General features: G+C 41.3%; 16 protein-coding genes. 1 reads left to right on the top strand and 15 read right to left on the bottom strand.

Going from position 1 to position 16,326, the window contains the following annotated elements:
- Positions 1-87: 87 nt before the first annotated feature.
- The 15 genes from PISS_RS14230 to cutA form a co-directional block, all read right to left on the bottom strand.
- Positions 88-726 carry a tetratricopeptide repeat protein gene (locus tag PISS_RS14230; protein ID WP_013466021.1) on the bottom strand — a complete coding sequence of 213 codons (639 nt, stop codon included), beginning with the start codon at positions 724-726 and terminating at the stop codon, positions 88-90.
- Positions 727-850: 124 nt separating this feature from the next.
- Entirely contained in the window at positions 851-2,164 is a 1,314-nt protein-coding gene (locus PISS_RS14235) for an adenylosuccinate synthase (protein ID WP_058155318.1), read from the bottom strand.
- Between the two features lie 209 nt (positions 2,165-2,373).
- Positions 2,374-3,252: a protease modulator HflC gene (gene hflC, locus PISS_RS14240; protein ID WP_013466023.1), complete on the bottom strand. Its 879-nt coding sequence runs from the start codon at positions 3,250-3,252 to the stop codon at positions 2,374-2,376.
- A 5-nt stretch (positions 3,253-3,257) separates the two neighbouring features.
- On the bottom strand, positions 3,258-4,427 hold the full coding sequence (gene hflK / locus PISS_RS14245) for an FtsH protease activity modulator HflK (RefSeq protein WP_013466024.1): 1,170 nt from the start codon (positions 4,425-4,427) through the stop codon (positions 3,258-3,260).
- Between the two features lie 100 nt (positions 4,428-4,527).
- Positions 4,528-5,817 carry a ribosome rescue GTPase HflX gene (gene hflX / locus PISS_RS14250; RefSeq protein WP_013466025.1) on the bottom strand — a complete coding sequence of 430 codons (1,290 nt, stop codon included), beginning with the start codon at positions 5,815-5,817 and terminating at the stop codon, positions 4,528-4,530.
- Positions 5,818-5,833: 16 nt separating this feature from the next.
- The gene (gene hfq / locus PISS_RS14255; RefSeq protein ID WP_013466026.1) at positions 5,834-6,097 is read right to left on the bottom strand and encodes an RNA chaperone Hfq; all 264 of its coding nucleotides are present in this window, start codon (positions 6,095-6,097) and stop codon (positions 5,834-5,836) included.
- 81 nt (positions 6,098-6,178) lie between these two features.
- A complete protein-coding gene (gene miaA, locus PISS_RS14260; protein WP_024601935.1) occupies positions 6,179-7,096 on the bottom strand; it encodes a tRNA (adenosine(37)-N6)-dimethylallyltransferase MiaA in 918 nt (305 codons plus the stop codon).
- Between the two features lie 10 nt (positions 7,097-7,106).
- Entirely contained in the window at positions 7,107-8,933 is a 1,827-nt protein-coding gene (mutL, locus tag PISS_RS14265; RefSeq protein ID WP_058155319.1) for a DNA mismatch repair endonuclease MutL, read from the bottom strand.
- A gap of 29 nt (positions 8,934-8,962) precedes the next feature.
- Positions 8,963-10,306 (bottom strand): N-acetylmuramoyl-L-alanine amidase, encoded by a 1,344-nt coding sequence (locus PISS_RS14270; protein WP_016899733.1) that lies wholly within the window; start codon positions 10,304-10,306, stop codon positions 8,963-8,965.
- A gap of 28 nt (positions 10,307-10,334) precedes the next feature.
- A complete protein-coding gene (tsaE, locus tag PISS_RS14275; protein WP_013466030.1) occupies positions 10,335-10,802 on the bottom strand; it encodes a tRNA (adenosine(37)-N6)-threonylcarbamoyltransferase complex ATPase subunit type 1 TsaE in 468 nt (155 codons plus the stop codon).
- Positions 10,803-10,928: 126 nt separating this feature from the next.
- Complete coding sequence (gene accC, locus PISS_RS14280) at positions 10,929-12,269, bottom strand: acetyl-CoA carboxylase biotin carboxylase subunit (protein ID WP_013466031.1); 1,341 nt, start codon at positions 12,267-12,269, stop codon at positions 10,929-10,931.
- 26 nt (positions 12,270-12,295) lie between these two features.
- The gene (gene accB, locus PISS_RS14285; RefSeq protein WP_013466032.1) at positions 12,296-12,757 is read right to left on the bottom strand and encodes an acetyl-CoA carboxylase biotin carboxyl carrier protein; all 462 of its coding nucleotides are present in this window, start codon (positions 12,755-12,757) and stop codon (positions 12,296-12,298) included.
- A 33-nt stretch (positions 12,758-12,790) separates the two neighbouring features.
- On the bottom strand, positions 12,791-13,243 hold the full coding sequence (aroQ, locus tag PISS_RS14290) for a type II 3-dehydroquinate dehydratase (protein ID WP_013466033.1): 453 nt from the start codon (positions 13,241-13,243) through the stop codon (positions 12,791-12,793).
- Between the two features lie 230 nt (positions 13,244-13,473).
- Positions 13,474-15,279 carry a protein-disulfide reductase DsbD gene (locus PISS_RS14295; protein WP_058155320.1) on the bottom strand — a complete coding sequence of 602 codons (1,806 nt, stop codon included), beginning with the start codon at positions 15,277-15,279 and terminating at the stop codon, positions 13,474-13,476.
- Positions 15,279-15,599 carry a divalent-cation tolerance protein CutA gene (gene cutA / locus PISS_RS14300; protein ID WP_013466035.1) on the bottom strand — a complete coding sequence of 107 codons (321 nt, stop codon included), beginning with the start codon at positions 15,597-15,599 and terminating at the stop codon, positions 15,279-15,281. The genes PISS_RS14295 and cutA overlap by 1 nt, the downstream gene beginning before the upstream one ends.
- 240 nt (positions 15,600-15,839) lie before the next feature.
- Between cutA and PISS_RS14305 the strand changes: the two genes are divergently transcribed.
- Entirely contained in the window at positions 15,840-16,319 is a 480-nt protein-coding gene (locus PISS_RS14305) for an FxsA family protein (protein ID WP_013466036.1), read from the top strand.
- Positions 16,320-16,326 lie beyond the last annotated feature (7 nt).

A 16,326-nucleotide genomic window follows, 5' to 3' on the forward strand; every position in this document is an offset into this window, starting at 1 on the left:
TTACAAACCTAAACTCTGATTAAGAGATTTACTAACATATTAAATCATAGTCATAATTAGGTTTATTTTCTCTAGCTAGAGTTTAGGTTACATAGGTAAGCGCGCGCGGGTAACGACACTAGCTGGCATTTTTTCAGCAAGTTTAGTTAATGCTCGCTCTATTTTTTTATGTGTCGCTTTATCGGCTACCGTGGTGTTAAACAGCCAACGATAAGCATCTTCAAAGTCTCTTGGACTACCATAGCCTTGATTAAACAAGCCCACTAATCGTAATTGCGCTTTTAAGTTACCTTGCGCTGAGGCCTCACGGAGGTAGGTTATTGCCATGGCTTTGTCTTTTTGGACTAACTGCCCAACATCGTAATAGCGACCTAGCTGCTCTAATGCTGCCGCTAAGCCCTGCTCAGCCGCTTTTTTCATGTAATACACACCTAAAGCTACATCACGCTCAACACACACCTTGTAGGCGAGCATATCACCGTATAAAAATTGATACGACGGCAATGCCATTTTATTGGCTCGCGCTTCTATATCTTGCACTAACTGGCAATTATCTGCCTTCACGCGGGCTAGATGAGTGTTCTCATTAATTAAAGCTATTAACTCAGATTCAGTATACAGCGGCACAGCTGCAGGGCTTTCTTCAGCTAAGCTATTGCTTATATTAAATAAAGAAAGTGTAAGTAGTGATAATGACCACACTGAGCAACGAGAAGATAAACGCATATTAACCACTTTAAAAATAAACTTACCAAATAATATACAAAGATCGTTCCACTATTAATAGGTATGCTTTTTTATAGACATAAAAAAAGCTGCACATGGCAGCTTCTTTTCAACATAAACCCAATTATGCAAATGGGCTACGAAGTATCATGGTTTCAACACGATCTGGACCTGTAGAGATAATATCAACAGGAACGCCAGTGATTTCTTCAATACGTTTAATGTAATCAATTGCTGCTTTAGGTAAACCTTCAATCGATGTTACACCCACGGTATTTTCAGACCAACCAGGCATTTCTTCGTATACTGGTGTTACTTTATCGTAACCTTCAGCCGCTAATGGCGTAACGTTAGTCACAGTACCATCTTCAAGCTTATAACCAGTACAGATTTTAAGTGTTTCTAAACCGTCTAAAACGTCAAGTTTAGTTAAACAAAATCCTGAAATGCTGTTAATTTGAACTGCACGGCGCATAGCCACTGCATCTAACCATCCAGTACGACGTAAACGACCAGTAGTAGCACCAAACTCATGACCTTTGTCACCTAAATGCTTACCTACTGGGTCTTGTTTTTCAAGGCCATCGTAAAGCTCTGTAGGAAAAGGACCTGAACCTACACGTGTTGTGTACGCTTTAATGATACCTAGTACATAATCAAGGTGTAATGGGCCAAAACCCGCACCTGTAGCAACACCACCAGCAGTCGTGTTTGAAGATGTAACATAAGGATAAGTACCGTGATCGATATCAAGTAATGTACCTTGTGCACCTTCAAATAAGATGTTGTCACCGGCTTTACGCGTTTGATCTAAAAGCTCAGTTACATCAACTACCATTGCTTTTAAGATGTCAGCAACAGCCATTGCGTCATCAAACGTTTTTTGAAAATCTACTGCATCTACTTTGTAGTAGTTCACTAATGTGAAGTTGTGGTATTCCAATACTTCTTTTAACTTAGTAGCAAATAATTCAGGATTGAATAAATCGCCAACACGTAAACCACGACGTGCTACTTTATCTTCATACGCTGGACCGATACCACGACCCGTTGTACCGATTGGTTTATCGCCACGCGCTGTTTCGCGAGCTACATCTAATGCAACATGGAAAGGCAATATTAGCGGACATGCTTCACTGATTAAAAGACGTTCGCGTACTGGTACGCCACGCTCTTCAAGCATGCCAATTTCTTTCATTAGCGCTTCTGGTGATAAAACAACACCATTACCAATCACACATTTAACATTGTCACGTAATACACCCGATGGAATAAGGTGTAGAACTGTCTTTTCACCGTCGATCACTAAGGTATGGCCAGCGTTATGACCACCTTGATAACGAACTACTAAAGATGCTTTATCTGTAAGGAGGTCAACTACCTTACCCTTACCTTCGTCACCCCATTGGGTGCCTAGTACAACAACGTTTTTACCCATTGCAAATTCACTTAGAGAAAATTAGGACGAGATTTTACCAGAAAACTAAAGCAAAGTTCACCCCGTTTAGCTTATTTTTTCCTCGTGCCCTTAGTAAACATCAGTGTTTAGCTAATAATCACATAAATAACAGTGATTTATAAGATTAAAATTCAGATAACAAAAAGCCCTGCAATTGCAGGGCTTTTTAAATTTAACTAAAGCTGTGATTACTGAGCTTTCGCGCCTTTCATGTATTGGAAGAAGTCGCTATCCGGTGATAACACCATCACGTCTTGCTTTCCTTTGAAAGTTTGCTTGTAAGCTTCTAAAGAGCGAACAAAGCTAAAGAACTCAGGGTCTTTATTATAAGCACTAGCGTAAATCGCAGCAGCATCAGCATCGCCTTGACCACGAACAGAACGCGCATTACGTTCTGCATCAGCAAGCATTACTGTTACACGGCGGTCAACACCTGCACGAATCGTTTCTGCTTTTTCCTGACCTTCAGAGCGGTGCTCTTTAGCAACGGCAGTACGCTCAGCACGCATACGTTGGTAAATAGAGCTACTCACCTCTTGAGGTAAGTTAATTTGCTTAACACGTACATCAAGTACTTCAATACCCAGCTCACTAGCACTTTCAGAGGCTTGTACTAACGCTTCTTCCATCAGCTCGCTACGTTCACCCGATACAATTTCACGAATAGTACGAGTACCAAAGTTAGTACGTAGGCCATTATTTACTTTTTGCTTAAGCAGTGTTTCAGCGTATTGCTTATCACCACGTGCACGCAGGTAAAAAGAGCTAAAGTCGTTAACACGCCATTTTACAAACGAATCAACAATTAAGTCTTTTTTCTCGCTAGTTACAAAGCGATCCGGTGTGCCATCTAGCGTTTGAATACGCGCATCAATGCGGCGCACTTGGCTAAAAAATGGCACTTTTAGATGTAGACCTGGGCCATAAACTACCGCTTGATCATCACTGTCTTTTTGTACTTTGCTAAATAAAAGTACAATCGCCTTTTGGCCTTCAGAAACCACAAATACTGACGAGAAACACATTACAATGGCAGCTAATAGGATTACTAAACTAAAGTTTTTCATTATGCTTATCTCCCGTCGTTGAAGCGATCATTGTTAAAGCGATCGTTACCACTATTAACAGTGCTGTTACGTGACGTATTTACCTTGTTACGTAAATCGTTAATATCGCTTGAGCTAGGTAAAGCAACGCGTGTTGATGAACCCTGTTTTTCCATGATTTTATCAAGTGGTAAATACATCATGTTGTTACCGCCCTTAACGTCAACCAATATTTTAGAGCTATTACCTAATACTTCTTGCATTGCGTCTATGTATAAACGCTCGCGTGTTACTTCTTTAGCTGCTTGGTATTCTGGAAGTAATTTCTCAAAACGAGCCACTTCACCTTGCGCTTCTAAAGTAATACGCTCTTGGTAACCTTCAGCCTCTTGCGTCATACGCGTTACTTGACCACGCGCACGCGGTTCAATTTCACGGGCATACGCTTCGGCTTCACGAATAAAGCGTTGTTCATCCTCTTGGGCTGCAATTGCATCATCAAACGCATCTTTAACTTCCATTGGCGGACGTGAATCCTTGAAGTTAACGTCAGTTACGATTAAACCTAAGTTATAAGGTTCGATGATTTGATTTAGCTCATCCCAGGTATTTTGACGCACAACTTCACGGCCGTTAGTCAGTACTTGGTCCATTTTTGAATGACCAACAACATAACGCAGTGCACTATCTAATGCTTCTTCAAGGCTGCTGTCAGCGTTAGTGACACTAAACTTGTATAAGTATGGGTCGATTACTCGATACTGTACTTCAAACTCAACGCTTACTACGTTTTCATCTTCAGTTAGCATAAAGCCTGATGCTGATAACGAACGAACAGCTTCGATATCGACTGGAATAACCGTCTCAACAAAGGTCATTTTCCAACGCAAGCCTGGATCTGCAATTCGGTCAAACTTACCAAATTGAAGAACGACACCGCGTTCAGCTTCTTTCACCGTATAAATACCGCTTAACGCCCACACAATGGCAGCGATAATAAGTACAAATGAAATACCGGCTCCGCCAAGTCCACCGCCGCTACCATTGCCGGATTTTTTACCGCCAAATAAGCCGTTAAACTTGTTACTGAATTTACGGAACACCTCGTCTAAATCAGGTGGGCCTTGATCACGTCCGCCTTTGTTATTCCACGGATCTTTGTCATTGCCATTATTACCCGGTTCATTCCAGGCCATAGCTATACTCCATTGTTATCTAAATAAATTCGGAAATTGTGTTAAATCTAACAAATCTTATGCATTTCTTATACTAAAACCGACATTAATCTTTCAGTTTTTAGTCGCAGCTAATAAAACTTTCAATCTCTGGGCCAAAATCTTTAATCAAACGATTCCACTCAATCATAGGTAATCGCACATCTAGCAACCAATTACCTTGCTCATCAAAACGTTCGTTATGTACTGCACTTAAGTTAAATAAAGATGCTCTTAAACGTCCATACTGAGGAGCCAGTATTAAAGTTTCACTCAACATCTTTTTAGCTAGTAGGTCACTAATAGCCTCACTTAGCAGCTCGCAACCTTCACCTGTTTTTGCTGATAACCATACCCTTATAGGTTGGCCTTCGTCATCGCGATCAATACGTGGGGTTACATCATCCAGCGCATCAATTTTGTTGTATACAAGTAATTGCGGTACATCATCAGCTTCAATTTCTTTGAGTACTTCTTGTACCTGTTCAATATTTTCTTTTCGACGAGGGTCGGCTACATCTATCACGTGTAATTGTAAATCAGCCTCTCGCGTTTCTGTCAGCGTTGCTTTAAATGCAGCCACTAAGTCATGCGGTAAGTGGCGAATAAACCCTACAGTATCCGCTAAAATAACCGAACCAACATCGCCAATATCTAATTTGCGTAAGGTTGGGTCTAGTGTTGCAAACAACTGATCAGCGGCATACACATCAGAATTTGTAATACGGTTAAATAAGGTTGATTTACCCGCATTAGTATAGCCCACTAAAGAAACCGTTGGGATCTCATTACGAGTACGTGCTCGTCTACCTTGCTCACGTTGTACGCCAACTTTAGCCAAACGGGCGCGTATATTTTTAATACGTGCACGTAATAAACGTCGATCGGTTTCTAACTGCGTTTCACCAGGACCACGTAAACCAATACCGCCTTTTTGGCGTTCAAGGTGGGTCCAACCTCGGATTAAACGAGTCGACATATGACGAAGCTGCGCTAACTCAACTTGAAGTTTACCTTCGTGAGTACGTGCGCGCTGAGCAAAAATATCGAGGATAAGTGTGGTTCTATCAAGCACCCGACATTGGCAAACACGCTCTAAATTACGTTCTTGAGACGGACTTAACTGATGGTTAAAAATGACAACATCGGCATTGTGGATTTTGACAATTTCAGCTATTTCTTCTGCTTTGCCGGTACCGACAAATAGCTTCGGATGTGGTGCTTGACGGCTGCCTTGCACAACCGCCAAACTACTAACACCAGCAGAAGATACCAACATTTCTAATTCGTGGAGATCTTCACGATCCCCCTCTTTAGGTAAGTCGATATGGACTAAAATTGCCTGTTCGCCAGATTCATAGCGGTCAAACAAGCATTACGCTCCTAATTTAAAAGTTTCCAGCTTCAGGTTCTTCAGTGTCTTCATTTCCCTGAACACCTTGGAAGTTGACTGCGCGTGCAGGTACAACTGTAGAAATTGCATGTTTATACACCATTTGGTTAACAGTGTTTTCCAGCAAAATTACAAATTGGTCAAATGACTGAATTTTACCTTGTAATTTTATGCCATTTACCAAAAAAATTGATACTGGAATGCGCTCACGGCGTAGTGCATTTAAAAATGGGTCTTGTAACGATTGGCCTTTTGCCATGTTATTATTCCTTCGTTCTAGGTGTTATTATAATTAAGTGGCTGAACTGATTTAACAAAGATAAATTTTGTTCAACTACTACTAGCTTAGCGAACTTACTACACGATGCAAGTTTTCTTCATCACCTGTTGTTAACCATGTAACATCAGGCCAGCTTCTTAACCACGTTAATTGACGTTTAGCCAATTGACGTGTGGCTGCAATGCCGCGAAAAATCATTTCATCATGATCAATTTCACCCGCAAGGTAATCCCACATCTGTCTATAACCTACACAACGAATAGAAGGCATATTGGGATGTAAATCCTCACGTAGATATAGGGTCGAAACTTCTTTTTCAAACCCCTGTTCAATCATTATTTTAAACCTTTCTTCAATTCGATGATGTAATTCACTGCGATCATCGGGTGCAATTGCAAATTGATGAAAAGTATAGGGTAATGCTGGCTGCTTTTGCTTTTGCAATTCAGTCATCGTTTTACCTGTTATACGGTAAACTTCCAAAGCACGATTAATTCGCTGCGAATCATTTTCACTCATCTTTTGTGCGGCTTGCGGATCAACTTTAACCAGCTCTTTGTATAAATAAGGCCAGCCATGCTCTTTAGCTTGTGTTTCTAGTTCGGCTCTAACGTCTGCATCGGCCTCAGGTAATGGCGACAACCCATCAATTAGCGCTTTGAAGTACATCATTGTACCTCCAACCAATACAGGCACTTTACCTTGTTGATGAAATTTATCAATTTTTTCTATAGCATCACGTCTAAAATCAGCAACCGAATACGTTTCACTCGGATCAAGTAAGTCAATTAAATGATGTGGGGCACGAGCTAATTCGTCGGCATCAGGCTTAGCCGTACCAATATCCATACCTTTATAAACAAGCGCAGAATCAACGCTAATAATCTCAGTATTTAAATACTCACACAGTGAAATTGCCAATGCTGTTTTACCAGCAGCGGTTGGGCCCATTAAAAATATGACCGGTAAATTACTCAACACGAATACCTTAATTAAATTGCGTTAGATAAGAGTTTAGATCTATTTTAACTGCTTTTTCTCGCAAGCGTTCAATTGTTTGCGGATTATTTTGTAAGCGCGCTTGCTGCTCTAAAAAGGCATTGCTCGCATAGAACCGTGCGGGAATTATATTTACCTGCCATCGTAGCCATTCATCAATACTTGCTAACTGAGCCTTACATCCCTCAAGCAATGCATCTATTGCAGCACTTACATCTAATAAGTACAGACTTGTAGGCAACTTCTTTACCATAACAAACTGCTTTTCTATTAATAACTCAAAACCTAGTAAGGTAAACCAAGACTGCTGAGCAGCAAGAAGCGCCGTGTCTTGTTTTGATACGTTGACACGCACAGGCAATAGGAGTGCTTTACCTTCAAGGCTGCCGTGCTCTTTTATTTGTGTATGCCAATCATCCGCTAATGCGTATTTAAAGTGTGAACAATAAAGTTGATTTTCATTATTGAACACGCAAACGCCCTTTTCAATGCTTATTATATCGACAGTGCGCAGTGCTGTATCTGATACTTGCGTCTCATTAGGTTGTAGAAATGCTGACGCAGTATCAAAGTGCTGCGCTTGTTGCTCATTCACGCCCTGAAAAAACGCATTCACATCATGGTAATTTTGGCTTTCAGCACGCACCTGTCTACCCCCACCTTGACGACTGCCACTATAAGAGGCACTACTTGTAGATGGCGAATGACTTGGTTGTAATGACGACTTAGGATAATCAAAAAGTTCACTACTGGAAGTGTGTTCTTGGTTAAACGATGTAACTGGTGAATGATGAGCGTGAGCGGCTGGCGAATTAACAAACTCAGCTTGAAGTGGCACCACAACTTGTTTAATAGCTTGTAAAATAAAGTCATGTACCAAACGACCTTGATGAAAACGTACCTCATGCTTTGCCGGGTGCACGTTAACATCCACTTGGCGTGGGTCTATATCTATGTAAATCACAAATCCGGGAAGTTCTTGCTCGCCACTGACCTCTTCAAATGCTTGACGAATAGCATGCAGAATAAGTTTGTCGCGCATCATACGATTATTGACATAGGTATACTGAGTAGTATTAGCCGATCCAACTGGCAATACCCAACCGTGTAGTTGCAACCCAGCCTCACCCGATTGAATATGCAATCCTTGCTCAGCAAACGCTTTACCCGCCACTTGTGCGACTCGCGTAATCGCTTGAGCGGGATCAGTTTTAGCGCGATACTGGCGCACCACTTTTTCATTATGGGTTAATGTAATTGATACATCAAAACGGCTCAGCGCAATACGCTTTATAAGCTCATCAATATGACTAAATTCGGTTTTTTCAGTGCGTAAAAACTTACGTCTTGCTGGGGTGTTAAAAAATAAATCTTTAACTTCAATTGTGGTACCGCTAGGGTGAGCAACCGGCTTTACCTCTACGGCCATATCTCGGCCTTGTGCAAAGGCTTGCCAAGCAGCTTCTTGATTTTCGGGTTTAGAGCTTAAGGTTAAGCGAGATACCGAACTAATAGATGCTAAGGCTTCCCCCCTAAAACCAAGAGAACAAATATTTTCTAGGTCGTCTAGGGACTTTAGTTTACTGGTTGCATGGCGGGAGAGCGCTAATGTGAGCTCATCCTTTGCAATACCCGCTCCATTGTCGCGAATACGAATTAACTTGTGGCCCCCGCGTTCAATATCTATTTGAATACGTGTCGCGCCTGCATCAAGGCTGTTTTCTACTAACTCTTTAACCACCGATGCGGGACGCTCAACAACTTCACCCGCCGCAATTTGGTTTGCTAAGCGCGCAGGTAATATTTCAATACTCATAACAACCTTAAATGTGTGCGCTTTTAAAATTAACTCTGAGGAATATCAAGTTCCTGACCAATAAATAGCGTATTTGAACTGAGCTTATTAACTTGTTTTATTTTACTGATACTCACGCCATATCGACCTGCCAACATGCTCAGTGACTCACCAGGGCGTACTTTATGTTTTGTTGGGTATTGAGACTTTAATGACGCAAACAGTGAGTCGTCAGGCGGGTTACGTAAATAGTAATTTTTAATTGAGGTAAACATGGCTTTAGCTAAGCGCTCTTGATGATTGGCACTTTTAAGCAGTCGCTCTTCACGTGGATTAGAGATAAACCCAGTTTCAACCAAAATAGACGGAATATCTGGCGACTTTAATACTGCAAGGCTGGCATGTTGCGGCTCTTTTTTATGAAGTTTAGCCACCTTTCGTAGCTCTTTAACTACTTCCTCAGCCACATTTAAGCCGGTTTTCATGGAGTGATCCATCGACATATCAAGCAAGGCTTGAGCTAAGTACTTTTCATTTGCAGCATCTTTAATTACATCGGCAGCACCGCCAAGTAACTCAGAGTGTTTTTCTTTATCCTCAATCCATTTACCAATTTCTGAATTGGCACGTCGCAGCGACAACACCCATACAGAAGCACCATTTGGCCCAGGGCTGGTAAACGCATCTGCATGAATAGAAACAAAAAAGTCTGCTTTTTTCTGACGTGCGCGGTTGGTACGTGTATTGAGTTTTACAAAGTAATCGCCACTGCGAACCATACGCGAAATCATGCCTCGCTCAGCATCAATCATCCGCTCTAAACGCTTGGCAATTTGCAGTGTAATGTCTTTTTCGTAAGTGCCTGTCGGGCCAATGGAGCCAGGGTCTTCACCGCCATGCCCTGCATCAATAGCAATTACAATATCGCGCTCTTGGCTTAATTGGCGTTTTTTAGCCGCCGTTTGCGCAGGGGTAATTGCACCTTTAGCTTGGCTTTTATCGTATAAATCGACCACCAATCTATTTTTATAAGGGCCTGTGGGGGCTAGTGCAAATATAACCGGTTTAACTGGCCCATTTAATTCAAACACTAAACGCACGCTGTGGTTATTTTTAGGTTTTGAGTAACGTAACTTACTAACAATTTGGTGTTTTGGTGGCACACCTGGCAATGTTTTCAACTCATCAGTGTTTTCTAAATCAACCACTAAACGGCTTGGATTTTTTAGCATAAAGTAGCTGAAATCGGGTTTATCGTCGAGATCAAACACCACCCGGGTGCTATCAGGGGATGGCCAGACACGCACACTATTAATAGTGTTTTGCGCCCACAATGGCAAGCTCACTGTAAAAACCATGAGGTAAATAAAAAGTTTAACTAAACCACGACTCATTTTGATAATCACTGCCTTAACTATTTTATTATCTATTATTTAGTTTTTCGACAATTGCTACACCACGCTCACTCGCACTGTTAATAACAATTTTACGCTCATCACCTACATAACTTAGCGTAGCATTTAGATCGGGAACAGGAATAAATTCTCCGCCTTTTTCCGGCCACTCAACAATACAAGTTGCCGTTTCTGAAAAATAATCACGAATTCCCATAAATTCAAGCTCTTCTGGGTCACCTAATCGGTATAAGTCAAAATGATAGACATTGCCACGCACAAGCTCGTAAGGTTCAACAAGTGTATAAGTGGGACTTTTAACCTTACCTGTATGACCAAAACCTTGCACTATACCGCGAGTAAATGTCGTTTTACCGGCCCCCAAATCACCATGCAAATAAATAACTGCGCCCTGTTCTATTATGGCAGCTAATTTATTACCCATAGCAACAGTGGCATTTTCATCGACTAAATGAAAATCAAAACTACACGACATGATTACCTCAAAATTTACGAAAAGCGCATATTTGTTAATCATACCAGATTATTTATTTAAGGTGATACTGCCTCTTTTTTAAAGATAAAAAAACCGGCCTGAGCCGGTTTTTAATTAGCATGAACTTTACAGCCCTAATTTCTTCTCAAGGTAGTGGATATTTGTACCACCGTTTTTGAAGTTTTCATCTGCAAGAATGCGTTTATGCAATGGCGTATTCGTTTTAATACCGTCGATTACCAGCTCATTGAGTGCATTACGAGCACGGGCAATAGCAACATCACGGTTTTCACCGTAAGTGATCAGCTTACCAATCATAGAATCGTAATGTGGCGGTACCGTGTAATCAGCATAAATATGGCTGTCCCAACGAATACCTAAACCACCAGCTGGATGAAAGCGGGTGATTTTACCTGGCGATGGAATAAAGGTTTCAGGGTCTTCAGCATTAATACGACACTCAATAGCGTGGCCACGAATAACAACGTCGTCTTGAGTGAATGATAATGGCTGACCAGCGGCAATTTTTAGCTGCTCTTTGATTAAATCCACACCGGTAACCATTTCAGTCACTGGGTGTTCAACCTGAATACGGGTATTCATTTCAATGAAGTAAAACTCGCCGTTTTCGTATAAAAACTCAAACGTACCTGCACCACGATAACCAATTTCGATACATGCACGTGTACAACGCTCACCAATGAACTTACGTACTTCTGCAGTAATCCCTGGTGCTGGCGCCTCTTCCACTACTTTTTGGTGGCGACGTTGCATTGAACAATCACGCTCACCTAGATGAACCGCGTTACCTTGACCATCGGCCAATACTTGTACTTCAATGTGGCGTGGGTTTTCAAGGAATTTTTCCATGTAAACCATGCTGTTGCCAAAGAACTGCTTAGCTTCTTGCTGCGTAAGCGCAATCGAGTTGATTAACTCAGCCTCGTTGCGTACAACACGCATACCACGACCACCGCCGCCGCCAGCTGCTTTAATAATTACCGGGTAACCAATACGCTTCGCAATTTGCATGTTGCGTTCTTTATCATCCGATACCGGACCATCAGAACCTGGCACACATGGAACACCGGCTTTACGCATCGCTTCGATAGCTGATACTTTGTCCCCCATTAGGCGAATAGTGTCGCCACGAGGACCAATAAATACAAAGCCACTTTGCTCAACTTGGTCGGCAAAGTCGGCATTTTCAGCAAGAAAACCATAACCTGGGTGAATAGCGACCGCATCAGTTATTTCAGCTGCGGCAATAATGCGTGGAATGTCTAAGTAACTTTCAGTTGCTGCTGGTTTACCAATACAGATGGTTTCATCTGCTAGTAATACGTGCTTAAGATCGCGATCCGCCGTTGAATGCACAGCAACCGTTTTGATCCCAAGCTCTTTGCAGGCGCGCAATATACGAAGTGCAATTTCACCTCGGTTTGCAATGACTACTTTATCTAACATGAGAGTTGGCCTTTTACGTTGCGCTATTATTCAATGATGAATAAAGGTTGATCAAATTCTACTGGCTCGCCGTTTTCTACTAAAATAGCTTTTACTGTACCGGCTTTATCTGACTCAATTTGGTTCATCATTTTCATTGCTTCAACGATACATAATGTGTCGCCAACTTTAACCTGTGAACCGACTTCAACATATGCTGGCGCTTCTGGAGAAGCTGCTGCGTAAAAAGAACCTACCATAGGTGATTTAACTTGGTGTCCTGTAGGACCTGCCGCTGGTACTTCAGACTCTGCTACAGGTGCTGCTGGTGCAACCGCAGGAGCGGGTGCTGGAGCATATTGCTGTGGAGCAAATTGCGCGTACGCAGGACCGGCACTCATGTTGTTACGGTTAATACGTACTGATTCTTCACCTTCAGTGATTTCTAGTTCTGCAATACCTGATTCTTCTACTAATTCAATTAGTTTTTTGATCTTGCGAATATCCATAAACGACCCGCCTATTAGTTTGTTAGTTTAAATTTAGTTTGAGTTTTGCAATCGGCTCACCGCTGCATGTAAAGCAGCGTGATAGCCCATTGCACCTAATCCACAAATAACGCCTTGCGCCACATCAGAAAAATAAGAATGATGGCGAAACGTTTCACGTGCATGCACATTACTTAAGTGCACTTCAAAAAACGGAATATCAACGCTTAGCAATGCATCACGTAATGCGACGCTTGTGTGCGTAAATGCTGCAGGGTTAATAATGATGTAATCAACCGCTTGCCAAGCATCATGAATGCGTTCAATGAGCGCTTGCTCACTATTACTTTGAAAATGCGTTAACGCCACATCTAAACTATTAGCAGCGCTATTTAACTCGCTCATAATATGCTCTAAAGAGTGCGAACCGTACTTATCGGGCTCACGCTTTCCTAGCATGTTTAAATTTGGGCCATTTATAACTAAAATCTTTAATTTTGCAGCCATAATACGCGATATATCCTATAAGTAATGAGTTAAGCGGTTACCAACTAATTTTTCACTAAAAAGTAAGCTGAAAAAAGTAAGATAGCAACAATTTCTCACGTTAACCAACTATTATAGTGATTTCGAAGTAAATAGCAGCAAAATACTGGTCTAATCTCTATTTTGGGGACAAATCTTGAGGGGGGAATAATGGCACAACATTAACAATCATGTTGTGCCATATAGAATGGTTATTCAGCGCTGGCACGCACTGCAGCAAGGTGCTTAGCGAAATCATCCGCATTTAAAAAGCCAGTAACACGTTGTGCACTTAGCTCTTCACCTTGAGTATTGAAGAATAAAATACTCGGTAAACCAAACACTGAATATGCTTCCATTAGCTCAATTGTTTCATTATCGCTTTGGGTTAAGTCAATTTGAATCAGTTGGTAATGGCTAAACTCACTTTGTACTTGCGGGTCGGGAAAGGTGTAATGCTCAAACTCTTTACACGCTACACACCAGTCAGCGTATAAGTCCACCATAACCATGCGCCCTTCGCTATTTGCTTGTGATACGGCTTGTTTAAGCTCAGCTAAATTGGCAACATGTTTAAACTCATTGTTTTGCGAGGTTGTTTGTAAACTCACGGCTTGTGTTGGCCAAAAATAGTTTTTGGTTAAATTAAAGCCGGTAAGCACTAATAAAACAGCCATAAACCACAATAAGGTTTTTAATTTACCTTGTGCTTGAGCGCTTTGCCAATAATGGAAATAAAGCGCTGTGGCGATAGCTAATAAGCCTGCCATAAGCATAATAATTTCAATATCTATAATGCGCTCTAGCAAAATAAGTGGCACAACTAACATAATAAAACCAAATAAGGTTTTGACTTGTTCCATCCAGCCGCCAGCTTTCGGTAATAGCTTACCTCCCGATGTACCTAATAATAACAGCGGTAGCCCCATACCTAAACTCAGTACGTAAAGTGTTAGCCCGCCGACTAGGTAATCGCCGCTTTGTGCCACAAATAATAATGCGGCTGATAAAGGCGCTGTAGTGCAAGGTGATGCAATAAGCCCTGATAAAACCCCCATCAAGAACACCCCAATATAGTTACCGCCTTTTTGGTTGTTGCTCACTTGGGTTAGCTTGTTCATCATGCCGTTGGGTAACTTTATTTCGTACCAACCAAACATCGACATAGCCAGCAGTACAAACAATAAGCTAAAACTAATTAATACATATGGATGCTGTAAATAGCCTTGCACTTGCCCGCCTAACGCAGCAACCACAAGCCCTAATGCTGCATAGGTAACCGCCATGCCTTGAATATAAACAAATGATAGGGCAAATGCTTTTTTGGTAGATAGGTTCTTTTGACCCGCAATTAAGCTAGATAAAATAGGGAACATCGGAAATACACACGGTGTAAATGCCAAACCCACACCCACGGCAAAGAAAATAGCTAAGTTAACCATTAAGCTTTGGCTGGCTAACTGCTCTGTAAATGTGAGCTCTTTATCAGGTGTTGATCCAGTTGCTGGTTTTTCTGCAGATTGGCTAAGTGCTGCAAATGCACTGCTTGCTGCGGTATTGTCATTAGTATTAGTTTCACTTGCCAGTACACTTAATGGAATGCTGATGATTTCAGGTGGATAACACAGCCCTGCTTTTGCACAGCCTTGATAACGCACCTTAACAACGCCATCTTCACTCACATTACTTAGTTTGCTGATAACGCTAAGAGAATTTAAAAACACCTCAGTTTTGCCAAAAAATTCATCTTCAATTATTTCACCAGCGCCCAACTCAGGCACGTCAATGCTGGCACCTTTGGCAATAATTTCTATTTTATCTTTATATAGGTAATAGTCATCAGCGATATCCCAACCAACAAATAACGTACTTCCTTGCTGGTCAAAATCAAATACAAACGCTTCATTTACCGGTAAAAATGTGTGCTGAGTCGGTTTTAGAAAATCATCAAGGGTATTTTGTGCCGCCCAAGCAGGCGCCATTAATACGCTTAATAAAAAAAATAAAATAAAGCGCATTAATGAAGCACCTCGTCCATCCAATTAAAGTAAGCCAAGTTACCCGTTGCTACATCAACAACTTGTATTTCTGGTACTTCGTAGCTGTGAAGATCTTTTAAGGTTAAAAATACATCGTTCATTTTGTCAGCCTTAGTTTTAATTAGCAGCTTTACTTCAGTTGCTTCAGCTACTTCACCTTCCCATATGTAAATAGAAGTCATGGCCGGTAAAATATTTACACAAGCAGCTAATTTCTTTTCAATTAGCGCCATAGCCAATAAACGGGCTTCATCGTTATCTTTGCAAGTGGTAAAAATAAGTTTAAATTGCGTTGTCATAGTGAACCTTTACTTGTTTACAGGGGTCTAGCCCCATAGTAGCTGATAGCGGGTATAATGTGTAGACACGAACTCTGTCTGCATTTTGGGTCTTTGCAGTAAATTGATTTAAACCCGCTACCTTTAACTCAACTAACACTAAAGTTTATTACTTACTCTTATTAGCTTGAAAATAGACCCGACAACCCTCACTTATATTTCATTAGCACCTTAATAAGTGTCATTTTTTTAGAGAGTCTTATGTTTAGAATTTTATTTTTGCTGTTTATCATCATCCCTATTATTGAAATTGCCTTACTAATTCAGGTTAGTGACGTGATAGGTGGCTTTGCAACAATCGCTTTAGTGGTACTAACCGCCATTGTGGGTGCAAAAATGGTGAAACAGCAAGGAATGGGCGCACTACAAAACGTACAAATGCAAATGGCTCAAGGGCAAATGCCTGCTAAAGAATTGTTTACCGGTATTTGCGTAATTATTGCAGGGGTACTTTTATTAACACCCGGCATTATGACAGATGTATTTGGATTACTACTCCTTACCCCTGCTATTCGAAACAAATTGGCTGCAGGACTTGCTAGTCAAGCAACTGTAAGAATGAGCGCCAGCATGCATCAAACTGGCACTTCAGGGTTTTCGCAAACTCATCAATCAATGCATCACGAGCAAGATGAAAACCGCCCTAAGACCATAGATGGTGAATACGAGCGAAAAGATTAAAAATTTA

Origin of the sequence: Pseudoalteromonas issachenkonii (genome assembly GCF_002310795.1) — a bacterium.
Lineage (GTDB): Bacteria > Pseudomonadota > Gammaproteobacteria > Enterobacterales > Alteromonadaceae > Pseudoalteromonas > Pseudoalteromonas tetraodonis.

Bases quoted from the DNA above. Each gene is read 5' to 3' on its own strand.
- PISS_RS14230 (WP_013466021.1), bottom strand. From the start codon at position 726: ATGCGTTTATCTTCTCGTTGCTCAGTGTGGTCATTATCACTACTTACA.
- PISS_RS14235 (WP_058155318.1), bottom strand. From the start codon at position 2,164: ATGGGTAAAAACGTTGTTGTACTAGGCACCCAATGGGGTGACGAAGGT.
- hflC (WP_013466023.1), bottom strand. From the start codon at position 3,252: ATGAAAAACTTTAGTTTAGTAATCCTATTAGCTGCCATTGTAATGTGT.
- hflK (WP_013466024.1), bottom strand. From the start codon at position 4,427: ATGGCCTGGAATGAACCGGGTAATAATGGCAATGACAAAGATCCGTGG.
- hfq (WP_013466026.1), bottom strand. From the start codon at position 6,097: ATGGCAAAAGGCCAATCGTTACAAGACCCATTTTTAAATGCACTACGC.
- mutL (WP_058155319.1), bottom strand. From the start codon at position 8,933: ATGAGTATTGAAATATTACCTGCGCGCTTAGCAAACCAAATTGCGGCG.
- PISS_RS14270 (WP_016899733.1), bottom strand. From the start codon at position 10,306: ATGAGTCGTGGTTTAGTTAAACTTTTTATTTACCTCATGGTTTTTACA.
- tsaE (WP_013466030.1), bottom strand. From the start codon at position 10,802: ATGTCGTGTAGTTTTGATTTTCATTTAGTCGATGAAAATGCCACTGTT.
- accC (WP_013466031.1), bottom strand. From the start codon at position 12,269: ATGTTAGATAAAGTAGTCATTGCAAACCGAGGTGAAATTGCACTTCGT.
- accB (WP_013466032.1), bottom strand. From the start codon at position 12,757: ATGGATATTCGCAAGATCAAAAAACTAATTGAATTAGTAGAAGAATCA.
- aroQ (WP_013466033.1), bottom strand. From the start codon at position 13,243: ATGGCTGCAAAATTAAAGATTTTAGTTATAAATGGCCCAAATTTAAAC.
- PISS_RS14295 (WP_058155320.1), bottom strand. From the start codon at position 15,279: ATGCGCTTTATTTTATTTTTTTTATTAAGCGTATTAATGGCGCCTGCT.
- cutA (WP_013466035.1), bottom strand. From the start codon at position 15,599: ATGACAACGCAATTTAAACTTATTTTTACCACTTGCAAAGATAACGAT.
- PISS_RS14305 (WP_013466036.1), top strand. From the start codon at position 15,840: ATGTTTAGAATTTTATTTTTGCTGTTTATCATCATCCCTATTATTGAA.